Source organism: Corynebacterium maris DSM 45190 (assembly GCF_000442645.1).
Taxonomy (GTDB): Bacteria; Actinomycetota; Actinomycetes; order Mycobacteriales; family Mycobacteriaceae; genus Corynebacterium; species Corynebacterium maris.
This window is the reverse complement of record NC_021915.1, coordinates 1,006,583-1,027,680: the sequence shown is the minus strand read 5'-3', so window position 1 is coordinate 1,027,680 and position 21,098 is coordinate 1,006,583. Positions and strand designations below refer to the sequence as shown.

Here is a 21,098-nt window from a genome sequence, read left to right as displayed (position 1 = left end):
ATGCCCGTGTTCACCGTCGGCCACTCCACCCGCTCCCTGGAAGAGTTCCTGGACCTGCTCCTCGACGCCCGAGTCACCGCGCTCGTCGACGTGCGTAAACTCCCCGGATCCACCAAATATCCGCACTTCAACGACGACGTGCTGGCAGCCCGCCTGCCGGAGGCCGGGATCTCCTACCGCCGGGAAGAGGCGCTGACCGGGCGACGCCCCGTGTCCAAGACCGTGCCCTTCGAAGTCAACGGCAACTGGCGCAACCGCAGCTTCCACAACTACGCAGATCACGCCCTGTCCGCCGAATTCGACGAGGCGCTGGGCCGGCTGCGACGTGCCGGCGAAGAAGAGCACACCGCCGTGATGTGCTCCGAAGCCGTGTGGTGGCGCTGCCACCGCCGCATCATCGCCGACCACCTGCTCGCCGCGGGCGAGGACGTCCGCCACATCATGGGCGCAGGAAAGGTCACCGCGGCGACGCTGACCGAAGGAGCCGTCGTCGGCGACGACGACGTCGTCCGCTACCCCGCCCACCCCACCGACAATGAGAAAGAGAATCGATGACCCCTGAACTGCCGGACACCGTGGACGCCCTCGTGGTCGGCGGCGGGCCCGCCGGCTTGGCCGCCGCCACCTGGCTCGGCCGGTACCAACGCTCCACCCTCGTCGTGGACGCCGGCGCACACCGCAACCGCGCCGCCGACCACGCCCACGGGGTGCTCACCCGCGATCCCGTGACCCCGGCCGACCTCATGTCCGAAGCTCGCGCCGGCCTCGCCCAGTACCCGCAGGTCCACCTCCACAACGGGACGGTGAATACGATCCGTCGCAGCGACGACGGCACATTCCACGTGCTCATCGACGATCACGCCGAGGTCGCCGCCTCCCGGATCGTCCTGGCCACCGGCGTGAAGGATCAGTTGCCGCGGGTCATCGGCGTCGACGAACATTACGGCACGGACGTCCACCACTGTCCCGCCTGCGACGGGCTGACCGTCGCCGGCAAAGACGTCATCATTCTCGGCGACGGCGCCCACGTACCGGCCTACGCCGCTGAGCTGTTGGACTGGGCCCGTACCGTGCGCATCGTCACCGACAGCTCCGACCCGGGATTCGACCAGGCGCAGCGCGAGGTGCTCGACGAGCACCGTATCGAGGTCGTCGACGGCGCCGCCGAGAAGTTCGTCGGCGAACCGGGGGATCTGCGCGGGGTCCTGCTCACCGACGGCACGTTCGTCGCCGGTTCCGCCGTGTTCTTTTCCTACGGCCACCAGCCGGCCACGCACCTGGCGGCGGAACTCGGATGTGAACTCACCGACGACGGTTCCATCGCGGTCAACGGCTTCCAGCTCAGCAGCGTCGACGGGGTCTACGCCGCCGGCGACATCACCACCGACCTGCAGTTGATCCCCGTCGCTGTGGGGCTGGGGACGACGGCCGGCGTGGCGTGCGCGACCTCGTTGCGCGGCCACGGCACTGACGGCCCCTCCCCCGCCCCGCCGACCCGGCGTTTTACTTGACCGCGTGCCGGGCGTGGATCGGGCCGGAAGTCTCAGTCAACGACCGGGCGGTGCCGCCGCTGCGGGCGGCGATGATTTCCGCGAGGATGGACACCGCCGTCTCCTCCGGGCTCAACGCCCCTAAGTCCAGGCCGATCGGCGATCGCAACCGCTCCAACTGGGTTTCATTCACCCCGCGCTGCCGCAGCCGCTCCCGGCGGTCGTCCGCCACCTTCCGAGAACCCATCGCCCCGATGAACTGCGCCGGCGTGGTCACCGCCGCCGCCAACAGCGGATCGTCGAATTTCGGGTCGTGGGTCATCGCGCACAGCACCGTCCGTGTATCCACGTCCGTCTCCGCGAGGTAGGCGTGCGGCTGGCGCACCACGATCCGGTCCGCGTCCGGGAAACGCCCGCGGGTGGCGAACAGCGGGCGGGCGTCGCAGACGGTCACCCGGTAACCGACGTGCGCCGCCAGCCGACACAGTGCCGCAGCGAAGGCGTTGGAGCCGAAGACGATCATGCGTTCCGGCGCGGCGTAGCTGCGCACCAGGTGCTGCTCCCCGTCGATGACGACCACTCCGGAGCGGTTTTCTCGCAGCATCTCCTGCGCTCGCGCGTCCCCTCGGTCGGGGCCCGCCTCGAGGGTGAGCAGTCGGCGTGCGGGATACTGGGCGCCGTCGAGGGAGGTGATCAGCGCGACAGACCTGCCGAGACGGATGTGCTCGGCCAGCTCCCGGAATGGTTCGACTTCCACCGGATCCAACCGTTCCAGTAGCACCCGAATGGTGCCGCCGCAGGTCAACCCCACCGTCCAGGCGTCGACGTCGCTGTATCCGTAGTCCTGCAGGTGCGGTTTACCGGTCTCTGCGACGTCTTCGGCGCGAGCCACGACGTCGGCTTCGACGCACCCGCCGGACAAGCTGCCCACGACCATGCCGTCGGGGCCGACCGCCATCTGCGTGCCCGCCGGTCGCGGGGCGCTCGCCGACGTCTCCGTCACGGTGGCCAGGACCACCGGGCGGGGGTCGGGGGCGTTCAGCCACTCCACGAGGTGGTGCACGACCTCATCGGGGACGGGGCGGCTCACGGCCGCCCCTGATCCCGCCACCGGCGCAGATCGTCCGGGGTGTCGATGTCACGGCCGGTGGCCCACTTCCTCACGTCGATCACTTCCACCAGGTGGGGCCGTTCCTGCAGCCAGCGCCGGGCGCCCGCATCCCCGTGCGCCGACGCGGCCGCCGCGCGGGCCATCGCCAGCGGGAAGACGACGGGGTGCCCGCGTACCACCTCGCCGTCTTCGTCCAGGTAGCCGGCGGCCACCACTTTGGTGGGAGACGCCGCCTTCTTCAGGTGTGCGATGACGCGGTCGTCGACGTCCGGTTGATCGATCAGCGCCACCATGATCGCTCCCTCCGGGCGGCTGTCGAGCAGCCGCTCGGCGACGCTGACGCCGGCCTTGAAGCTCGAGGCCAAGCCTGCCTCCCAGTCGGGATTGTGGATCACGCGGCAGGTGCCGGGGCTCAACAGGTCACGCACGCGTTGGCCCTCCGCGCCGACGACGACCACGATGTCGTCGCAACCGCCGGCACGCAGGGTGGCCACCGTCCGCTCCACCTGGGTCTGCCTCTCTCCGTCGTCGACGAGGTCCAGCAGCGCTTTCGGCCCCCGGCCCAGGCGGGCGCCGGCCCCGGCCGCGAGGATCACTCCCACCATCATGCCGAGCCTCCTTGCCTCAGGAATTTGTCCGGCGTGGCCGGCAGCTCCCGGACCCGCACGCCGGTGGCGTGGTAGGCGGCGTTGATGACCGCGGCCGAGGTGCCGACGATCCCGATCTCCCCGATGCCTCGTGAGCCCATCGGGGTGGCGTGCTCGTCGACGTCGTCGAGCCACTCCACCTCCAGGTCGCCGACGTCCGCGGGAGAAGCCACGTGGTAGGAGGCGAGGTCCTGGGTGACGGTGTGCCCGAACCGGGGGTCACGGACGGCCTCCTCATACAACGCCGCCGACTGGGCCATGATCATGCCGCCGAGGAATTGGGAGCGCGCCGCGACCGGGTTGATCACCCGCCCCACCGAGAACACCCCCGTCATGCGCGGGATCCGCACCTCGCCAGTCCAGCGGTGGACCCGGGCCTCTGCGAACACGGCGCCGAAGGAGTGCATGGACAGGTTCTCCATGTCCGGGTATTCCTCCGTGGTGGCGATGGAGTGCACCCCTTCTTCTGGGTCGTCGCCGTGATCGGCGCGGAATTGCTGGGCGGTCTGCACGATCGCGGTGCCCCAGGAGCCGGTGCCCGAGGATCCGCCGGCCACGGTGGCCTTAGGCAGGTCCGTGTCACCGATGCGCAGATCCACGTCCGGGACCGGCACGGCCAGCGCGTCGGCGGCGATCTGCAGCAGGGCGGTGCGTGACCCGGTGCCGATGTCCACCGCGCCGATGGACACGCGGTAGCGGCCGCTGCCCAGGGCGTCGATGCGGGCGGAGTTGCCGGGGAAGAAATTCGCCGGGTACGTCGCCGACGCCACCCCGGTGCCCACCCACCAGTCGCCGTCGAGCGTCGCGCGCGGATGGGCGGGACGAGAATCCCACCCGAAGCGTTGCGCCCCGCGGCGCAGGCACTCGATCAGGCGGCGGCTGCTGAAGGGGTTGCCGGTATCGGGGTCGACCTCCGGTTCGTTGCGGATGCGCAGCTCCACCGGATCGACGCCGGCGGCCACCGCGAGATCGTCCATCGCGACCTCCAGCGAGTGCGCTCCGGGCATCTCCCCCGGCGCGCGCATCCAGGACGGCACCGCCACATCCAGGGCGACGGCGCGGTGGCTGGTGCGCCGGTTGTCTCCGGCGTACATCATGCGCGCGGGCACGCCGGCGTGCTCGATGAATTCCTTGACGTTCGAGGACTGGGTGAAGACCGCGTGCTCGAGGGCGGTGATGCGGCCGTCCTCCTGCGCGCCGAGACGGATGTGCGAGCGGGTTTCTGCGCGGTAGCCGGTCATCGCGAACTGTTGTTGGCGGGTCACGGCGAGTTTGACCGGTCGTCCGTCGGCCCATTGCGCGGCCAGCACGAGGGCCAGCTCCGGGCCGTGCGCCAGGCCTTTGCTGCCGAAGCCGCCGCCGACATACGGCGCCTGCACGCGGACTTTCTTTCTGTCCACGCCGAGCATCGTCGCGATCTTGCCCGCCACCCGGTGCACGCCCTGGGTGGAGTCCCACATGGTCAATTCGCCGTCGTGCCACACGGCGGTGGCGGCGTGCGGCTCCATGGCGGCGTTTTGTTCCTGCGGAGTGGTGTAGACGTGATCCGTCGTGACCGGGGCGGCGGCCAGGGCGGCGTCGACGTCGCCGGTCTGCGTGTCCGGCGGGGAGCCGACGGCTTTTTCGGTGGGTTTGTACCACTCGACGGACTCGTCGTCCATGCTCAGTGCGGCGGGTTCTTCTTCTTGTGTGACCGTGACCAGGCGCGCCCCCTCCCGGGCCGCCTCCGGGGTTTCGGCGAGCACGACCGCGACGATCTGGCCGCGGTAGCCGATCCGGTCGTCCTGGAGCACGGCCAGTTCGCCGTCGCTGGTATCCGCCAGGCGCGGGGCGTTGGTGTGGTCGAGCACGGCCGTCACGTTCGGGTGCCGCAGCGCTGCGGCGGCGTCGACGTCGGTGACCCTGCCCTTGGCGACGGTCGAGGTCACCAGCCAGCCGTGCAGCGGCGGCCGGGACAGCTCGTGGTCTTTCTCCACTGCGTAGGTGGCGCGGCCGGTGACTTTCTCCTGCCCGTCGACGCGCTCTAGGGGCGAGCCCATGGCGGCGGCGGTGATCGGTGTGGCGGTCATTTAGTTCTCCTCCCCGCCCAATTGGAACAGCGCGGAGGTGGTGGCGCCGCGCAGCATGGGGCGTTTGTAGGCGGTGTCCGCGCTGAACTGCGCGTCCTGCAGCTCGGCGTCCACGGCCGCGGCGATGTTGTCCTCGGTCAGCTGCTGGCCGAGGAGGGCGGCCTCCGCGCGGGTCGCCCGCCACGGGGTGTGGGCGACCCCGCCCCACGCGAGTGCGACCTCGGCGATGAATCCGTCTTCCATCCGCAGCGCGGCGGCCACGGACACCAGTGCGAAGGCGAAGGAGGCGCGGTCCCGGACCTTCACGTAGGTGGAGTTGCGTGCCAGCTCCGTGGCCGGAAGATCGACCGCGGTGATCAGTTCGCCGTGCTCCAGAACGGTGTCTTTGTCCGGGTGCTCGCCGGGCAGGCGGTGTAGGGCGGCGATGGGGACGCGTCGTTCACCGGCCTGTCCGACGACGGTTGCTTCCGCATCGAGCGCAGTCAACGCCACCGCCAGGTCCGACGGGTGGGTGGCTACGCAGGCGTCGCTGGCCCCGAGCACCGCGTTGTAGCGTTCGTACCCGCCGATCGCGGAGCAGCCTGAGCCGGGTTCGCGCTTGTTGCAGGGGGTGGTGACGTCCTGGAAGTAGACGCAGCGGGTGCGCTGCAGGAGGTTGCCGCCGGTGGTGGCCTGGTTTCGGATCTGGGCGCTCGCGCCCGCCAGCAGCGCGCGGGACACACCTGGCCACCCGGCGCGCACGGCCGGGTGCGCGGCCAAGTCACTGTTGGCCACGTTCGCTCCGATCCGCAGTCCGGCGTCGGTCTCTTCGACGTCGTGGAGTGGGAGTTTCCGGACGTCGATGAGCGTGCCCGGGGTGCGCACCCCGAGTTTGAGGTGGTCAACGAGGTTGGTGCCGCCGGCGAGAAATTGTGCCTGCGGATCGCCGGAGACGGCGGCCACGGCGTCCGCCACCTCAGTGGGAGCGAGATATTCGAGTTGTTTCATCGTCCGCTCACCTCTTTGACGGCGGCGAGGATGCCGGCGTAGGCGCCGCAGCGGCAGAGATTGCCACTGAGTCGTTCGCGGATCTCTGCGTCGGTGAGTTCGACCTCGTCGTCAAAGTCTTCGGTGACGTGGCTGGGGTGTCCCTGCGCGGCTTCGTCGAGCATGCCGACGACGGAGCAGACCTGTCCCGGGGTGCAGTAACCGCACTGGAAGCCGTCGTGGGTGATGAAGGCCCGCTGGACGTCGTGCAGCTGGCCGTCTTCGGCGAGTCCGTCGGCGGTGACGATCTCCGTGCCGTCGTGGGCGACGGCCAGCGAGAGGCAGGACAGCTGGCGGCGGCCGTCGATGAGCACGGTGCAGGAGCCGCATTGGCCGTGGTCGCAGCCTTTTTTCGGCGAGGTGTTGCCCAGGTGTTCTCGCAACGCGTCGAGCACCGTGGTGCGCGCATCCAGCGTCAGCTCATGGTCGGTCCCGTCTATGGTCACGTTGATGGTGTATTCCATCGTTTCTCCCAGGGTCGAGGGCGGGGGCTGCACAGGTCACAAGGGCAGGGTGAACGCCAGGCTAATCACATTCCCACTGATGCGCTAGGACGCATGCCCGTGCGGGCGGCTCGACGTAGGCTGGCGGCAAAGGAGTGTGGTCGGCGTGAAACGTGAGGTCCGGATCATGGCCGTGATGGCAGGTCCCCTCGTCCTGGCCGGGTGCGTGGCTGAGGAGCCGACGTGGGACGGGGGCCAGGCCACGATCTCACCCCGCCCGGTCGTCTCCACCGTCACCGAGAGCGTCACGATGACTGAGGCAGACGCCTCGGCCCCCTCATCCTCCTGGGAGATCGGCGTCCCCGGCAGCCGCTTCGTCGGGGAGATCGCCGCCGTCCCCGAGACCGACCCCGCCCCGTTTGCGTCCTCCCTGATTTTCCCCGCCCAACCCGGCCTGCAGTTCCATGGCCCGGACGGCACCTACTGCGAGATATACGGCGACGACGACCCGACCGTGCTGTGCGCACACGACGGCGAAGGCGACGTCAACGCCGTCTCCCTCCGCCGGGGTGAGCCGGCGACGACGCATCACGTCAACCGGATCTTTGCGCCGCACGAGCGGACGCGCGTGCTGGAGCCCGGAACCAGGCTTGTCGACGGCCCCGTCAGCTGCGCCGTGCCCGCAGATGACGTGCGGGTGATGTGTGCGATCGACCCCTGCAGTTTCGCCGTGAGCCGGGCGGGCGTGGCGTTGAGTTGATCGCCCAGTGTTCACGTGTGGCTACGTCCGCGGGACCGAAAGAGATCAGCGGCGGGCCGAACCACATACTGCGGCGGGGCGTCGTGGCAGCGCACGCAAGGTTCCGCGCTTAACGTGCACATATGGACTTAAAGTATGGACAATCGTGCATTGTGGGGCAAAGTGTGTTAGCATTCATCCCTGGATGTGACCGCATTCAGAGTTTTCAATTATGAATGGTGGCCCTCGCCGACCTCGTTCCCGGGGTGCGACGGCCCCTCTGTTTCCCGGCAGAATGCGCAAGGTGAGCGTGTTCCGAAGGTCACGGCAGAACCCAAGACAATAGAACAGTGAAGAAGATCGCCTGCAGTGCGGCTCGGCGCCCCGGTATAAAAACTCGGCGGGCCCCTGCCCGGCAGGTGGTGTTCATGGCCCGGAGAAACGGGCCGGAAAGGCATGTTTGACTAAGCGTATTGCAATCATCGGGGCAGGTCCGAGCGGAATGGCGCAGCTGCGCGCATTCGAATCCGCACAGAAGAAGGGTCATGAGATCCCCGAAATCGTGTGCTACGAAAAGCAGGACGACTGGGGCGGCCAGTGGAACTTCACCTGGCGCACCGGCACGGACAAGTACGGCGAGCCCGTGCACACCTCGATGTACCGCAATCTCTGGTCGAACGGCCCCAAGGAGGGCCTGGAGTTCGCGGAGTACACTTTCGACGAGCACTTCGGTCGCCCCGTCTCCTCCTACCCGCCGCGTGAGGCGCTGTGGGACTACATCGACGGCCGCGCCAGCAAATCCGACGTGAAGAAGTACGTGAAGTTCGCCCACGCCGTGCGGTGGGTCGATTTCGACGAGGACGCCAAGACCTTCACCGTCCACGTGGAGAACCTGCGCACCGGTGAGACCGAGTCAAACGAGTTCGACAACGTCATCGTCGCCTCCGGACACTTCACCTTCCCGAACGTCCCGCACTTCGAGGGCATCGACACCTTCCCGGGCCAGATCGTCCACGCACATGAGTTCCGCGGCGCAGAGAGCTTCGCGGACAAGGACGTCCTGCTCATCGGCGCCAGCTACTCCGCCGAGGACATCGGCACCCAGGCCTTCAAGATGGGCGCCCGCTCGGTGACCTTCTCCTACCGCAGCGCGCCCATGGGCTTCGACTGGCCGGAAGGCATGGAGGAGCAGCCGCTGATCGAGAAGTTCGAGGACGACGTCGTGCACTTCTCCAACGGCGTCTCGCGCAAGTTCGACGCCGTGATCATGTGCACCGGCTACATCCACCACTACCCGTTCCTGCCGAGCTCGCTGGCCCTGGACTCGCCGAACAACGTCTACCCGGACAACCTCTACCGCGGCGTCGTCTGGGAGAAGAACAACCAGATGTTCTACCTGGGCGCCCAGGACCAGTGGTTCACCTTCAACATGTTCGACGCCCAGGCCTGGTACGTCCGCGACGTCATCCTCGGCGAGCGCGAACTGCCCTCCGCGCAGAAGCAGCGCGCGAGCATCGACGCCTGGCTCGAGCGCTTCGACAAGCTGGAGACCATGGAGGACCAGGTCGACTTCCAGGGCGCGTACGTCCGCGACCTGATCGAGCAGACCGACTACCCGATGTTCGACCTGGACGCGGTGTGCGGGATCTTCAAGCAGTGGATCCAGTCCAAGCGCGACGACATCCTCAACTACCGCGACGTCACCTACACCTCCGTCATGACGGGCACCACCGCGGAGAAGCACCACACCCCGTGGATGCTGGAGCTGGACTCCTCGCTGAAGCGCTACCTCTCCACCCCGGCGCGTGACGAGGCCCGCGACATCTTCGAGGGGCGCGAGCCGGCCGCCAAGGCAGCCGAGCGCAGCTAGTTCACTTCGGCCGCACCCTTCACACCAGGGGCCACGGGTACTGGTAGTGCGACCTGGGGTGCGGCAGGAAAGGCAGGCGCACGATGCGGGCGGCGCGGCGCTGCAACGCCTCGACCTCGGCGGGGTGCAGCAACTCGGCGATCTCCGCCGGCACATCGTCGATGAGCGGTTCAACCGCGGCCGCCCACTCCGCGTCGATGCCTTCCCCCGCGAAATCCCAGATCACGGTGCGTAGCTTCGGTTCAAAGCTGAAGCACAAACCGTGGTCGATGCCCCACACGTGGTCGTGTTCGTCGATGAGCACGTGCCCGGATTTTCGGTCGGTGTTGTTGACCAATAGATCGAATACGGCCATGCGCTCAAATTGTTTATGCAGTTCCGGCCGAGCTTCCACCACCTGGAGGTAGTGGGTTCCGTCGTTGTCGATGTACCACTGCAGCGATCCGACGCCGAAGGGGGCGTCCTCCCGCACGATCGTCGGCGGGACGATGTGCCAGCCCAAATACTCGCTGAGCACAAACGCCGCCCGCTCCCGCGCGTGCAGGCCCGGCGGGAAATCCCACAGCGGCTGCTCCCCGACCTCGGGTTTGTAGATGGCCCAGCCGTAGTCCTCGCCGAGGGTGGCGTCGAGGGCGAGGGCGAGGTTGCTCGACTCGTGCAATTGGGCCACCAGGCCGAGCTCGCCGCGTTCCAGCAGGCGCAACTCGTCATCGAAAGGCGGCGTCGGCGCGGTCATGGCCGTCCCGCCGCCCGCAGTCGCCCCAGTTCCCCGCTCGTGGTGTTGACCGCCACCATGCGGGTCGAGCCATCGGCGGTGAACTCCGCGACGGAGATCGAGGCCGGGGCGACGACCGCCTCCTGGAACTGATCGAGGTCTTTGCCCTGCAGGTGCGTGATCGCCGCCTTGAGCGGATCGGCGTGGCTGAAGCAGGCGATCACCTCCCCGGGGTGACGTGCGGCGAGGCCGTGCAGCGTCTCGACGATGCGGTCACGCATCTCCACGAACGACTCCCCGCCCGGGAAGCGGAACTCGGACGGCGTTTTCTGCACGGTCTGCCACTCCGGGAGTTTCGCCAGCTCGGTAATCTGCTCGCCGGTCCACTCGCCGAACTCGCATTCCAGGAGCCCATCGTGCAGCGTGGCCTCGAGCCCGAAGTGCTCCGCGGTGGGGGCTGCCGTCTCCCGCGTACGTTCCAGCGGGGAGGCGTAGACCGCGCTGACGGGCAACTCCCCCACTCGCCGCGCGACGGCGCGGGCCTGCGCGCGGCCTTCCTCGCTCAAGTGCAGGCCGGGCGCTCTGCCGGGCAGCACTTTCCCGGTGGTCGGAGTGACGCCGTGGCGCACCAGCAGAATGAGCGTGGAGGATGCGGCCGGGACGTCGGAAACGGTGTCAGTGCCCATACCGCCCGCAGCTTAGTCGCCGAACCGGTAAGAGGCCACGCTTTCCCGGCCCCTCGACGGGCGGGGGTTTCGGGGCTAGCCTGGCGATTGTGACTGCCAAGCCCCATGTGTCCACGATCGGTGAGCTGCGGGCCACCGAGTACACCCACCGTCCCCTGCGCGAGGAGATCCGCGAGAACCTGCTGGCCAGGCTCGCCGCGAGCGAGGACCCCTGGCCGGGTCTGCACGGTCTGGACAACACCGTCATCCCGCAGGTCGAGCGCGCCTTGATCGCCGGCCATGACATCGTCCTGCTGGGTGAGCGCGGCCAGGGCAAGACACGGCTGCTGCGCTCCATGACGGGGCTGCTCGACGAATGGATCCCCGTCGTCGCCGACACCGACCTGCGCGAAGACCCCTACGCCCCGATCACCGAGGCCACCCGCCGCCGCATCGAGAAAGAGGGCGACGACCTGCCCATCGAGTGGCTGCACCGCGACGACCGGTACGCGGAAAAACTCGCCACCCCGGACACCTCGGTGGCGGACCTGATCGGCGACGTCGACCCGATGCGCGTGGCCGAGGGCCGCCGGCTGGGTGACCCGGAGACGATCCACTACGGGCTGATCCCGCGTTCCAACCGCGGTATCGTGGCGATCAACGAGCTGCCGGATCTGGCCGAGCGCATCCAAGTGTCCATGCTCAACGTCATGGAGGAGCGCGACGTGCAGATCCGCGGTTACATGCTGCGCCTGCCGCTCGACGTGCTGGTGGTGGCCTCTGCGAACCCGGAGGACTACACCAACCGCGGGCGCATCATCACCCCGCTGAAGGACCGTTTCGGCGCGGAGGTGCGCACCCATTACCCGCTGGCGTTGGAAGACGAGATCGCCGTCATCGAGCAGGAGGCCGAGCTGCTGGCCGAGGTGCCCCCGGCGCTGCTGGAGATCCTGGCGCGCTTCACCCGCGCCCTGCGCGAGTCCTCGGCGGTGAACCAGCGGGCGGGCGTGTCCGCGCGTTTTTCCATCGCCGGCGCCGAAACCGTCGCTGCCGCGGCCCGTCATCGCGCCGCCGTGCGCGGGGAAGACGCCGCCGTCGCTCGCCTCGTCGATCTGGAGGCGGCCGTCGACGTGCTCGGCGGCAAGATCGAATTCGAGCCGGGCGAGGAAGGCCGCGAGTGGGAGATCCTGGATTACCTGCTGCGCACCGCCACCGCCGCCACCGTCCGTGAGCGTCTGCGTGGGGTGGACTTCTCCCCGCTGATCGAGGCGCTCGACGGGGCCACCACCGTGTCCACCGGCGATCAGGTCACCGCGGCCGAGTTCCTCGCCGGGCTGCCGGAGCTGGGTGAGTCGGACCTGTACAGCGATCTGGCCACCGCTTTCGGCGCCACCGACGACGGTACGCGCGCCAGCGCCATTGAGCTCGCCTTCGAGGCGCTCTACCTCTCCCGGAAGATCTCCAAGGATTCCGGCGAGGGCACCACCATCTACGGCTGAATCATCGGCTGAGGAGGCCCCATGTCCACGAGCCACACCTCCCCCGGCCACGGGCGACGTTCCCGCTACGGCCGCTACACCGGCGGGCCCGACCCGCTGGCCCCGCCCGCCGACCTGACGGAAGCACTCGACGCTGTCGCCGAGGAAGTCATGGCCGGCTACTCCCCCGAACGCGCCCTGCAGGAGTTCCTGCGTCGCGGCGGGCGCGGCCGCGAAGGCTACGACGACCTGGCCCGCCGCCTCGCCGAAAAACGGCGCGAACTGCTGCAACAGCATAATCTCGGTGGCACGCTGCAGGACGTCCAGAAACTTCTCGACGACGCCGTCCTCGCCGAACGCGGCCAACTCGCCCGCGACGTCATGATGGACGACACCGACCGCACCTTCCGGGAGATGCAGCTGGACAACCTGCCCGCCTCCACCGCGGCGGCGGTCAACGAACTGTCCAGCTACGACTGGCAGTCCACGGACGCGCGCGAGAAATTCGAGCAGATCAAGGACATGCTCGGCCGCGAATTCCTGGATCAGCGCTTCGCCGGCATGAAGCAGGCGCTGGAAGGCGCCACCGACGAGGACCGCGCCGCCGTCAAGGAGATGTTGAGCGACCTGAACGACCTGTTGGCCAAGCACCGCGCAGGTGAGGACACCGACCAGGCTTTTCAGGACTTCATGTCCAAGCACGGCGAGCAGTTCCCGGAAAATCCGGAGAACGTCGACGAACTCATCGACACGCTCGCGCAGCGCTCGGCGGCCGCCCAGCGCATGCTCAACTCCATGTCGGAGGAACAGCGCCAAGAGCTGATGGAGCTGTCCGCCCAAGCCTTCGGCTCCCAGGACCTGATGGATCAACTGGGTGCGCTGGACGACAACCTGCGCGACCTGCGCCCAGACCTGGACTGGTCCGGCTCGGCGGAATTCTCCGGTGAGCAGGGCCTGGGACTCGGCGACGGTACCGGCGCCATCCAGGACCTCGCGGAACTGGACGCCTTGTCCGAGCAGCTGAGCCAGGGTTACGACGGGGCGCGTTCCACCGACATCGACCTCGACGCGCTGGGCCGCCAGCTCGGCGAGGACGCCACTGTCTCCGCCCGCACGCTGGCGGAACTGGAGCGCGCTATGCGCGACAGCGGCCTGCTCCGCCACGGCGCCGACGGCTCCCTCCGACTGTCCCCGCAGGCGATGCGTCGGCTGGGCCAGTCCCTGCTCAACGACGCCGCCCAGAACTTGAGCGCCCGCACCGGCTCCCGCGACACCCGCTTGTCCGGTGCCTCCGATGAACAGACCGGGGCGTCGCGCCCGTGGGAGTTCGGCGACACCGCCCCCTGGGACGTCACCAGGACGGTGACCAACGCCCTGCAGCGCAGCGCCGCCGAAGGACAGAGTCCCACCGGGCGGGTCCGCATCGAGGTCGGCGACGTCGAAGTCGTCGACACCGAAGCCCGCACCCAGTCCGCAGTGGCGCTGCTGGTGGACACGTCATTCTCCATGGCCGCCGAAGGCCGGTGGGTGCCGATGAAACGCACCGCCCTGGCCCTGCACCACCTGGTGTCCACGAAGTTCCGCGGCGACGAACTCGCCCTGATCACCTTCGGCCGGATGGCCATGAACATGGACGTCGACGAACTCACCGCCCTGCCGCCCGTGCAGGAACAAGGCACCAACCTGCACCACGGGCTGCTACTGGCCGAGCGTTTCTTCGCCCGCCACCCCAGCATGGACGCCACGCTGCTGATCGTCACCGACGGCGAACCCACCGCCCACCTGGAGGAATGGGGTGAGGCCTGGTTCAACTGGCCCACCCACCCCGAAACTCTGCGCAAAACCGTCATTCAACTGGACCGGGTCACCCGGCGCGGGGCGAAGGTGACCTTCTTCCGCCTCGGCGAGGACCCGGGCCTGGCCCAGTTCTTGGAGCAGCTGGCCGACCGTGCCGGCGGGCGGGTCACCGCCCCGGACCTGGACGACCTGGGCGCTGCCGTCGTCGGTGAGTATCTGCGCTTCCGCGAGTCCGGCTGGGACGAGGTGGACTGGGGCTAGCGGGCCGCCCCGGCCCCTGTCATGTGGGACACTGTGGGCGTGAAAGGTGTGCGTGTATCCCCCGGCCCCGGCGCCCCACAGGGGCTGTTCATTCCGGATCGCGAGTTGCAGGAGCAGTTCTCCCGCGCCTCGGGTCCTGGAGGGCAAGGAGTCAACACCACTGACTCTCGGGTCCAGCTCAGCATTGATCTCGCGACAACCACAGCGTTAAACGAGCGACAGCGGCAACGGGCCCTAGCCAATCTCCGTCCCAGACTCGCCGGGACCGTGCTCACCATCACCGCCTCTGAGCATCGCTCGCAGCGGCGGAACCGAAGCGTAGCCCGGCAACGGCTCAGCGCTCTGTTGCGCGAGGCCGTGGCCCCGCCGGTAGTCCGGCGCCCCACCAAACCCACCCGGGGGTCGCAGCGGCGTCGTCTGGAAAGAAAACGCGCGCGATCCGAGATAAAAAAGTCACGGAAACGACCGTCGGGGTACTAGATGATTGATTGCTGGGGCGTGCTGGGAGTTTAGTGGTCATACGCGATCAGCGACCGCAGCACCGGCTGCCCGGTGGTGTCGTTATGCCAGATCACCGCGGTCAACGCCAACAGCCACCGCATCACTCGGCTGACTACCCCAGCCACGGTCCTACCGCCGTGTTGTTCGAGACCCAGCTGGCCTTTCACGGTGTCAAACACCGACTCAATCCGCTGGCGTAAGGGCTTGAGGACCTGCCTGCCGGGCCTGGGCGCCTCGCTTTTGCGGGCAGGCCGGATCAACTCGACGCCACCACCGTTGAGCGCTTCTTCCAGCCAGGCACCGTTGTAGCCTTTATCTGCCATGATCACCTGGGCACGCACACTTGCGCGGCATCCAACATCGTCAGCAACGTCTAGCGTTCATCGGCTTTTGCCCCGGTGATGGCGTAGCTGACGCAGGCCATGCAGCGTAGCCACCAGGTGCAGGCGCAGACCCCAGAAGAATCGGGAGTGCGAGGCGCAGTAGCCGTATTCCGCGTAGCCGGCCAGGTTGGAGCGTGTGACTGTTTCCCTTGAGCGGCCGTATTCGACTGGGGTGGAGTCCACGACCCAGATATCGCCGCCCAGCAGGCCGGTCGAGGCGCTCAGGTGCGCCATGACGTGCTGCATCACTGCGGCGAGACGGCGTTGGCGTTTGTTGTAACCAGACTGCTGCGGGATGGAGGGAAACATGGTGCTCAGGTGGGGGTGGGCGTAGCGGATGAAACGTCGTTCGGAGGTGAAGCCGAGCAGGGTTTCCATGACGGCCAAGACGATGAGCTCGGCGTCGCTGATCCGGGGTGGAAATCCGGAGGCAGGCCGGGCAGGCAGAATGTCGGGGTGGGTGTTGGGGTAGTCGTCGGTGGCGACATGCACTGCTGTTGCGAGAGTGTTGAGATTGTTGTCCACAACGTCGATTTTTCAACGCTCTCGCTTTATTTATTGGTAGCGACTCCCGTGCTGTCCCCAGGAATCAATCATCTAGGTTTTCGCCGTTCCGGACCGTTGCCGCGTGGTAGCTTTCTTTCATGACAACGGTCACTTTCGAGCAGGTTTCCATCCGCTATCCCGGCGCGGAGGACCCGAGCGTCGCTGACTTGGACCTGGAGATCGCCGACGGGGAGTTCCTCGTGCTCGTCGGCCCTTCCGGCTGCGGCAAGTCGACGACGTTGCGGGCGCTGGCGGGCCTGGAGCCGGTGTCGGAGGGCCGGATCCTCATTGATGACCGCGACGTCACCGGCGTCGAGCCCGGGGAGCGCGACATCGCGATGGTGTTTCAGAATTACGCCCTGTACCCGCACCTGAGCGTGGCCAAGAACATGGGGTTCGCGTTGAAGTTGGCGAAGTTGCCGAAGGCGGAGATCGACGCCAAGGTGCACGAGGCCGCGGAGCTGCTCGGCCTGAGCGAGCTGCTCGACCGCAAGCCGAAGGACCTGTCCGGGGGTCAGCGGCAGCGCGTGGCGATGGGCCGTGCCATCGTGCGCGCCCCGAAAGTCTTTCTCATGGATGAACCGCTGAGCAACCTGGATGCGAAGCTGCGCGTGCAGACCCGCGCGGAACTCGCGTCTTTGCAGCGTCGGCTGGGCACCACCACGGTGTATGTCACCCATGATCAGGTGGAGGCCATGACCATGGGCGACCGGGTGGCGGTGCTCAAGGACGGGATTTTGCAGCAGGTCGCCCCGCCGCGCGAGCTCTACGACGCCCCGGTCAACGAGTTCGTCGCGGGTTTCATCGGTTCGCCGGCGATGAACCTCTTTCCCGGCGACGGCGTGACTTTGGGGGTGCGGCCGGAGGCGATGGCCCTGCTCGGCGAGCAGAGGCAGGCCCCCGCAGGTTGGGTCGTGCGGGACGGGGCAGTCACGATCATCGAGGAGCTCGGTTCGGAGTCTTATGTCTACGCCGACTGCGACGGCGACCGGCTCGTCGCCCGCATCACCGACGACCGACGCCTCTCCCCCGGTGAGCGGGTGCAGCTGGCGTACGACCCCGCCGCCGCACATCGATTTGATCAGACCTCCGGCCTGCGGTTATGACTTTCTCCGACGGCAGCACCCATCCCAACGGGGGTGATCTGCCTCAAAACGCTGTGGCGGGGTGTGGCAATTCACTAATGTCATGACCACCTGACCAACTCGAAAGGTGGACCCGATGACCCTGCCCAAGCCCCGTAAAGTGGCGGCCACTCTCGCCGCCGCCACCCTGGCTGCAGTCACCTTGGTGGCCTGCGGAAACGACACCAGCAACGGCGACGACGGCGCCGCCGCCCCGGACGCCGGGGAAACCGACGGCCGCGGCCCCATCACCTTCGCGATGGGCGCGAACGACACCGACAAGCTCATCCCCGTCATCGAGGCGTGGAACGAGGCCAACCCGGACGAGGAGGTCACGCTCAACGAGTTGCCCGGGGAGGCCGACGCCCAGCGTGAGACCCTCGTGCAGTCGCTGCAGGCCGGCAACTCCGACTATGACGTCATGGCGCTCGACGTCATCTGGACCGCCGACTTCGCCGCCAACCAGTACCTCGCCCCGCTCGAGGGCGACCTGGAGGTCGACACCGACGGGCTGTTGGATGCGACCGTGGAGTCCGCCACCTACAACGACACTCTCTACGCGCTGCCGCAGAACACCAACGGCCAGCTGCTTTTCCGCAACACCGAGGTCGTCGCCGAGGAGCCGGGCGACTGGGACGAGCTGGTCGCCTCTTGTGAAGAAGTCGAGGCTGACGACGTCGAGTGCCTGACGCTGCAGCTGAGCCAGTACGAGGGCCTGACCGTGAACACCGTCGGCTTCATGGAGGGCTGGGGCGGGTCCGTGCTCGACGACGACGGCAACGTCACCGTCGATTCCGACGAGTCCAAGGCCGGCCTGCAGGCGTTGGTCGACGCCTACGACGACGGCGTCATCTCCGGCGAGTCCACCGCCGCCACCGAGGAAGAGACCAACCTGGCCTTCGTCGAGGGTCGCACCGCGTACGCCATCAACTGGCCGTACATGTACACCAACGCCGAGGGCGAAGCCTCCGAGATCGCCGGCAACGTCGAGGTTTCCCCGCTCGTCGGCGCCGACGGGGTCGGCGTGTCCACTCTGGGCGGCTACAACAACGGCATCAACGTCAACTCGGAGAACAAGGCCACCGCGCGCGACTTCATCGAGTTCATCGTCAACGAGGACAACCAGATGTCCTTCGCCGAGGCCTCCTTCCCGCCGGTGCTGGCCTCCATCTACGACGACGAGTCCCTCACCGAGCAGTTCCCCTACTTGCCGGCGCTGAAGACCTCCCTGGAAAACGCCGCGCCGCGCCCGGTCAGCCCGTTCTACCCGGAGATTTCCAAGGCCGTCCAGGACAACGCCTATGCGGCACTGACCGCGGGCAAGAGCGTCGACGACGCCACCGCGGACATGAAGGCCGCGATCGACAACGCCTCGAACTAAGAACCGTCCTTCTCGCTTTCCGCCGCCCCGACGCCACACCCAGGTCGGGGCGGCGGTTGCGCCTTGTGTCCCACCAGGAGGTCCCTGATGCTCACCCGGGCCCAGCAGACCAGACGCGCGGCCGCGCTCATCGCCCCGGCGCTGGTCGTGCTCGCCATCGTCATCGGCTACCCCATCGTCCGCGCCGTCTACCTGTCCTTCCAGGCCGACAAGGGGCTTGACCCCACCACCGGGCTGTTCACCGACGGCGGTTTCGCCGGCTTCGACAACTACCTCTACTGGTTGACCCAGCGGTGCCTGGGCGCCGACGGCACCGCCACCGTCTGCCCGCCCGGCACCTTGGCGACGGATTTCTGGCCCGCGGTGCGCAACACGTTGTTCTTCACGCTGGTCACCGTCAGCCTGGAGACGATCCTGGGCATGATCATGGCGCTGATCATGGCCGGCAACTACCGCGGCCGCGGCCTGGTGCGCGCGGCGGTGCTCATCCCGTGGGCGATCCCCACCGCGGTGACCGCCAAGCTGTGGCAGTTCATCTTCGCCCCGCAGGGCATCGTCAACTCCTTGTTCGGCCTCGACGTCGCGTGGACGACGGACCCGTGGGCCGCCCGTTTCGCGGTGATCATCGCGGACGTGTGGAAGACGGCGCCGTTCATGGCGTTGCTCATCCTCGCCGGTTTGCAGATGATCCCCAAAGAAACCTACGAGGCCGCCCGCGTCGACGGGGCCACCGCCTGGCAACGCTTCACCCTGATCACCCTGCCGTTGGTGCGCCCGGCGTTGATGGTGGCGGTGCTCTTTCGCACCCTTGACGCGCTGCGCATGTACGACCTGCCGGTCATCATGATCTCCTCGTCGTCGAACTCGCCGACCGCGGTGGTCTCCCAGCTGGTCGTCGAGGACATGCGCCAAGGCAACTTCAACTCCGCTTCCGCCATGTCGACGCTGATTTTCCTGCTGGTCTTCGCCGTCGCGTTCATCATGATCAGGTTCCTGGGCGCGGACGTCTCCGGTCAGCGCGGAATGAAGAAACGCAAGGTGCCGGACCTCGGGCGTCGACAAGCCCCGAAGAAGCCGGCCTCAGAGAAAAAGGAGGCGACGGCATGACCGCGCAACGCAAAGCCGCCCTCGGCCACTACCTCGGGGTGCTGTTCATCCTCATCTGGGGGCTGGCGCCCTTCTACTGGATGGTCGTCGTCGCCCTGCGCGACTCCACCTTCACCTTCGACACCACGCCCTGGCCCACGCACGTCACCTTAGACAACTTCCGCGACGCACTGGCCACGGACAAAGGCAACGACTTTCTGGGCGCGATCGGCAACTCTCTGATCATCTCCCTGACCACAACCGTGATCGCCGTGCTGGTGGGCGTGTTCACCGCCTACGCGCTGGCGCGCCTGGATTTCCCGGGCAAGGGGCTGGTGACCGGGGTGATCCTGGCGGCCTCGATGTTCCCGGGCATCGCCCTGGTCACCCCGCTGTTCCAGCTCTTCGGCGACATCGGGTGGATCGGCACCTACCAGGCGATGATCATCCCGAACATCTCCTTCGCCCTGCCGCTGACGATCTACACCCTGGTGTCCTTCTTCCGGCAGCTGCCCTGGGAACTGGAGGAAGCCGCCCGCGTGGACGGCGCGACCCGTTCCCAAGCCTTCCGCCTGGTGCTGCTGCCGCTGGCCACCCCGGCGCTGTTCACCACCGCGATCCTGGCGTTCGTCGCCTCCTGGAACGAATACATGCTGGCCCAGCAGCTGTCGACGACGGCCACCGAACCGGTGACCGTGGCCATCGCGCGCTTCACCGGGCCCAGCGCCTTCGAGTATCCCTACGCCGCGACCATGGCGGCCGGAGCCTTGGTGACGGTGCCGCTGATCATCATGGTGCTCATCTTCCAGCGCCGCATCGTCTCCGGGCTGACGGCGGGCGGCGTAAAGTCCTAGGGAAGATGAGAACATTCCGCGCCGCCGCCCTCGCCCTCGTGACCGCTTTCAGCCTCGCCGCCTGCTCCCCGGATTCCGCCGAAGAACCGGCCGAGCAAACCGCAGAGGAGCCCTCCGCCCTGGAAGAGGATCTCGCCGAGGGCGGCCAAGAGCGCGAAGCCAGCGTCGCCATGCTCACCGCCTGGTTCCTCGACCTCGAACGCGCCCCCGCCGCCGAGGCGCAGGACTTGTCCACGCAGTGGGGGCGCGACCTCGTCTACGACAATCCGGACGCGCCGGTGACGTGGACGCCGCAACACCGCGACCTGCAGGGGCAGACCTCCGAGGAGGTGCCGGCCCCGTGGCCCGGGTTCGACGCCACCCTGCGCCGCTTCACCGACGAGGGCTCCGGCCTGGATTTCCTCGCCGTGGGGCTGCGCCTGGACTACGACGACGTCGCCGACTTCACCGACGGCATGGCCACCGCCCTGGACAACTCCGAGAACCCCCAGGTGCCCGGCGTCGTGGGCACCGCCGAAGACCACGAGCACTACTACCTGTCGGCGGTGCTGGACTTAAACTTCGTGGAGATGCGCACCGACGCCGCCGTGGAGTCCTTCACCGAGGACCTCTTCCTGCCCGTCGACTACTGGCGCGACAGCCTGCAGGGATAGCCCCATGTCCTCCCCTGACCCGTCGCGGCATCAACGTCGCCGCCTGCAGCGTGAGACGCTGACCGGTTTCCTGGGCTTTTTCGCCTTCATGGCGGTCGTGCAGGCGATCATCAACGTCTTCCAGCCCGAACCGCAGGTGTGGCCGGCGCTGCTGGCCCTGGTGTTGGTGGCGCTGACCTGGTGGTCGGGGAAAACAGGAAGGCGCGAGGGCACCCCTCGAAGAGGACGTACCTCTCAGAAACAAGAACCATAATTTCGA

At 67.7% G+C, this 21,098-nt stretch carries 20 protein-coding genes and 1 pseudogene; 13 read left to right on the top strand and 8 right to left on the bottom strand.

The window, feature by feature from the left end:
- Positions 1–555: a DUF488 domain-containing protein gene (locus B841_RS04925; protein WP_020934382.1), complete on the top strand. Its 555-nt coding sequence runs from the start codon at positions 1–3 to the stop codon at positions 553–555.
- Positions 552–1,511, top strand: coding sequence for an NAD(P)/FAD-dependent oxidoreductase (locus B841_RS04920; protein WP_020934381.1), 960 nt, complete (start codon positions 552–554; stop codon positions 1,509–1,511). The genes B841_RS04925 and B841_RS04920 overlap by 4 nt, the downstream gene beginning before the upstream one ends.
- Here B841_RS04920 and B841_RS04915 read toward each other — a convergent pair.
- The 5 genes from B841_RS04915 to B841_RS04895 are packed head-to-tail and all read right to left on the bottom strand — an operon-like array spanning position 1,504 to position 6,807.
- On the bottom strand, positions 1,504–2,580 hold the full coding sequence (locus tag B841_RS04915; protein ID WP_020934380.1) for an XdhC family protein: 1,077 nt from the start codon (positions 2,578–2,580) through the stop codon (positions 1,504–1,506). The genes B841_RS04920 and B841_RS04915 overlap by 8 nt on opposite strands.
- Positions 2,577–3,209: a nucleotidyltransferase family protein gene (locus B841_RS04910; protein WP_020934379.1), complete on the bottom strand. Its 633-nt coding sequence runs from the start codon at positions 3,207–3,209 to the stop codon at positions 2,577–2,579. The genes B841_RS04915 and B841_RS04910 overlap by 4 nt, the downstream gene beginning before the upstream one ends.
- Positions 3,206–5,317: a xanthine dehydrogenase family protein molybdopterin-binding subunit gene (locus tag B841_RS04905; RefSeq protein ID WP_020934378.1), complete on the bottom strand. Its 2,112-nt coding sequence runs from the start codon at positions 5,315–5,317 to the stop codon at positions 3,206–3,208. The genes B841_RS04910 and B841_RS04905 overlap by 4 nt, the downstream gene beginning before the upstream one ends.
- On the bottom strand, positions 5,318–6,304 hold the full coding sequence (locus B841_RS04900; RefSeq protein WP_020934377.1) for an FAD binding domain-containing protein: 987 nt from the start codon (positions 6,302–6,304) through the stop codon (positions 5,318–5,320).
- Entirely contained in the window at positions 6,301–6,807 is a 507-nt protein-coding gene (locus B841_RS04895; protein ID WP_020934376.1) for a 2Fe-2S iron-sulfur cluster-binding protein, read from the bottom strand. Before B841_RS04895 ends, B841_RS04900 begins: the two co-directional genes overlap by 4 nt.
- Positions 6,808–6,952: 145 nt before the next feature.
- On the opposite strand from B841_RS04895, the gene B841_RS04890 reads away from it, so the two are divergent.
- A complete protein-coding gene (locus B841_RS04890) occupies positions 6,953–7,546 on the top strand; it encodes a hypothetical protein (RefSeq protein WP_156844710.1) in 594 nt (197 codons plus the stop codon).
- A 481-nt stretch (positions 7,547–8,027) separates the two neighbouring features.
- Positions 8,028–9,395 (top strand): NAD(P)-binding domain-containing protein, encoded by a 1,368-nt coding sequence (locus B841_RS04885; RefSeq protein WP_020934374.1) that lies wholly within the window; start codon positions 8,028–8,030, stop codon positions 9,393–9,395.
- 19 nt (positions 9,396–9,414) lie between these two features.
- Here B841_RS04885 and B841_RS04880 read toward each other — a convergent pair whose 3' ends face one another.
- Both B841_RS04880 and B841_RS04875 read right to left on the bottom strand, forming a co-directional pair.
- A complete protein-coding gene (locus B841_RS04880) occupies positions 9,415–10,131 on the bottom strand; it encodes an SCO1664 family protein (protein ID WP_020934373.1) in 717 nt (238 codons plus the stop codon).
- Positions 10,128–10,796: a histidine phosphatase family protein gene (locus B841_RS04875; RefSeq protein WP_020934372.1), complete on the bottom strand. Its 669-nt coding sequence runs from the start codon at positions 10,794–10,796 to the stop codon at positions 10,128–10,130. Before B841_RS04875 ends, B841_RS04880 begins: the two co-directional genes overlap by 4 nt.
- 89 nt (positions 10,797–10,885) lie before the next feature.
- Here B841_RS04875 and B841_RS04870 point away from each other — a divergent pair, with 89 nt between their 5' ends.
- Genes B841_RS04870 through arfB form a run of 3 tightly spaced genes read left to right on the top strand, consistent with a single transcriptional unit; the run spans position 10,886 to position 14,791 of the window.
- Positions 10,886–12,274 carry a sigma 54-interacting transcriptional regulator gene (locus B841_RS04870; RefSeq protein ID WP_041631755.1) on the top strand — a complete coding sequence of 463 codons (1,389 nt, stop codon included), beginning with the start codon at positions 10,886–10,888 and terminating at the stop codon, positions 12,272–12,274.
- A 21-nt stretch (positions 12,275–12,295) separates the two neighbouring features.
- Complete coding sequence (locus tag B841_RS04865) at positions 12,296–14,311, top strand: VWA domain-containing protein (RefSeq protein ID WP_020934370.1); 2,016 nt, start codon at positions 12,296–12,298, stop codon at positions 14,309–14,311.
- A 39-nt stretch (positions 14,312–14,350) separates the two neighbouring features.
- A complete protein-coding gene (gene arfB / locus B841_RS13590; RefSeq protein WP_211215545.1) occupies positions 14,351–14,791 on the top strand; it encodes an alternative ribosome rescue aminoacyl-tRNA hydrolase ArfB in 441 nt (146 codons plus the stop codon).
- A 29-nt stretch (positions 14,792–14,820) separates the two neighbouring features.
- On the opposite strand, the pseudogene B841_RS04860 reads toward arfB, so the two are convergent.
- A pseudogene (locus tag B841_RS04860) lies at positions 14,821–15,720 on the bottom strand (IS982 family transposase).
- Between the two features lie 119 nt (positions 15,721–15,839).
- On the opposite strand from B841_RS04860, the gene B841_RS04855 reads away from it, so the two are divergent.
- The 6 genes from B841_RS04855 (at position 15,840) to B841_RS04830 (ending at position 21,092) form a co-directional block, all read left to right on the top strand.
- Positions 15,840–16,847: an ABC transporter ATP-binding protein gene (locus tag B841_RS04855; RefSeq protein WP_020934368.1), complete on the top strand. Its 1,008-nt coding sequence runs from the start codon at positions 15,840–15,842 to the stop codon at positions 16,845–16,847.
- A 115-nt stretch (positions 16,848–16,962) separates the two neighbouring features.
- Positions 16,963–18,246: an ABC transporter substrate-binding protein gene (locus tag B841_RS04850; RefSeq protein ID WP_020934367.1), complete on the top strand. Its 1,284-nt coding sequence runs from the start codon at positions 16,963–16,965 to the stop codon at positions 18,244–18,246.
- Between the two features lie 87 nt (positions 18,247–18,333).
- Positions 18,334–19,353 (top strand): carbohydrate ABC transporter permease, encoded by a 1,020-nt coding sequence (locus B841_RS04845; protein WP_020934366.1) that lies wholly within the window; start codon positions 18,334–18,336, stop codon positions 19,351–19,353.
- Complete coding sequence (locus B841_RS04840; protein WP_020934365.1) at positions 19,350–20,186, top strand: carbohydrate ABC transporter permease; 837 nt, start codon at positions 19,350–19,352, stop codon at positions 20,184–20,186. Before B841_RS04845 ends, B841_RS04840 begins: the two co-directional genes overlap by 4 nt.
- 5 nt (positions 20,187–20,191) lie before the next feature.
- A complete protein-coding gene (locus B841_RS04835) occupies positions 20,192–20,839 on the top strand; it encodes a hypothetical protein (RefSeq protein WP_020934364.1) in 648 nt (215 codons plus the stop codon).
- A 4-nt stretch (positions 20,840–20,843) separates the two neighbouring features.
- Positions 20,844–21,092: a hypothetical protein gene (locus B841_RS04830; protein WP_020934363.1), complete on the top strand. Its 249-nt coding sequence runs from the start codon at positions 20,844–20,846 to the stop codon at positions 21,090–21,092.
- The last annotated feature ends 6 nt before the right edge of the window (positions 21,093–21,098 follow it).

Excerpts from the sequence above, each read along its gene's own strand:
- B841_RS04925 (WP_020934382.1), top strand. The coding sequence starts at position 1 with ATGCCCGTGTTCACCGTCGGCCACTCCACCCGCTCCCTGGAAGAGTTC.
- B841_RS04920 (WP_020934381.1), top strand. The coding sequence starts at position 552 with ATGACCCCTGAACTGCCGGACACCGTGGACGCCCTCGTGGTCGGCGGC.
- B841_RS04910 (WP_020934379.1), bottom strand. The coding sequence starts at position 3,209 with ATGATGGTGGGAGTGATCCTCGCGGCCGGGGCCGGCGCCCGCCTGGGC.
- B841_RS04905 (WP_020934378.1), bottom strand. The coding sequence starts at position 5,317 with ATGACCGCCACACCGATCACCGCCGCCGCCATGGGCTCGCCCCTAGAG.
- B841_RS04900 (WP_020934377.1), bottom strand. The coding sequence starts at position 6,304 with ATGAAACAACTCGAATATCTCGCTCCCACTGAGGTGGCGGACGCCGTG.
- B841_RS04895 (WP_020934376.1), bottom strand. The coding sequence starts at position 6,807 with ATGGAATACACCATCAACGTGACCATAGACGGGACCGACCATGAGCTG.
- B841_RS04885 (WP_020934374.1), top strand. The coding sequence starts at position 8,028 with ATGGCGCAGCTGCGCGCATTCGAATCCGCACAGAAGAAGGGTCATGAG.
- B841_RS04880 (WP_020934373.1), bottom strand. The coding sequence starts at position 10,131 with ATGACCGCGCCGACGCCGCCTTTCGATGACGAGTTGCGCCTGCTGGAA.
- B841_RS04875 (WP_020934372.1), bottom strand. The coding sequence starts at position 10,796 with ATGGGCACTGACACCGTTTCCGACGTCCCGGCCGCATCCTCCACGCTC.
- B841_RS04865 (WP_020934370.1), top strand. The coding sequence starts at position 12,296 with ATGTCCACGAGCCACACCTCCCCCGGCCACGGGCGACGTTCCCGCTAC.
- B841_RS04855 (WP_020934368.1), top strand. The coding sequence starts at position 15,840 with ATGACAACGGTCACTTTCGAGCAGGTTTCCATCCGCTATCCCGGCGCG.
- B841_RS04850 (WP_020934367.1), top strand. The coding sequence starts at position 16,963 with ATGACCCTGCCCAAGCCCCGTAAAGTGGCGGCCACTCTCGCCGCCGCC.
- B841_RS04845 (WP_020934366.1), top strand. The coding sequence starts at position 18,334 with ATGCTCACCCGGGCCCAGCAGACCAGACGCGCGGCCGCGCTCATCGCC.
- B841_RS04840 (WP_020934365.1), top strand. The coding sequence starts at position 19,350 with ATGACCGCGCAACGCAAAGCCGCCCTCGGCCACTACCTCGGGGTGCTG.
- B841_RS04835 (WP_020934364.1), top strand. The coding sequence starts at position 20,192 with ATGAGAACATTCCGCGCCGCCGCCCTCGCCCTCGTGACCGCTTTCAGC.
- B841_RS04830 (WP_020934363.1), top strand. The coding sequence starts at position 20,844 with ATGTCCTCCCCTGACCCGTCGCGGCATCAACGTCGCCGCCTGCAGCGT.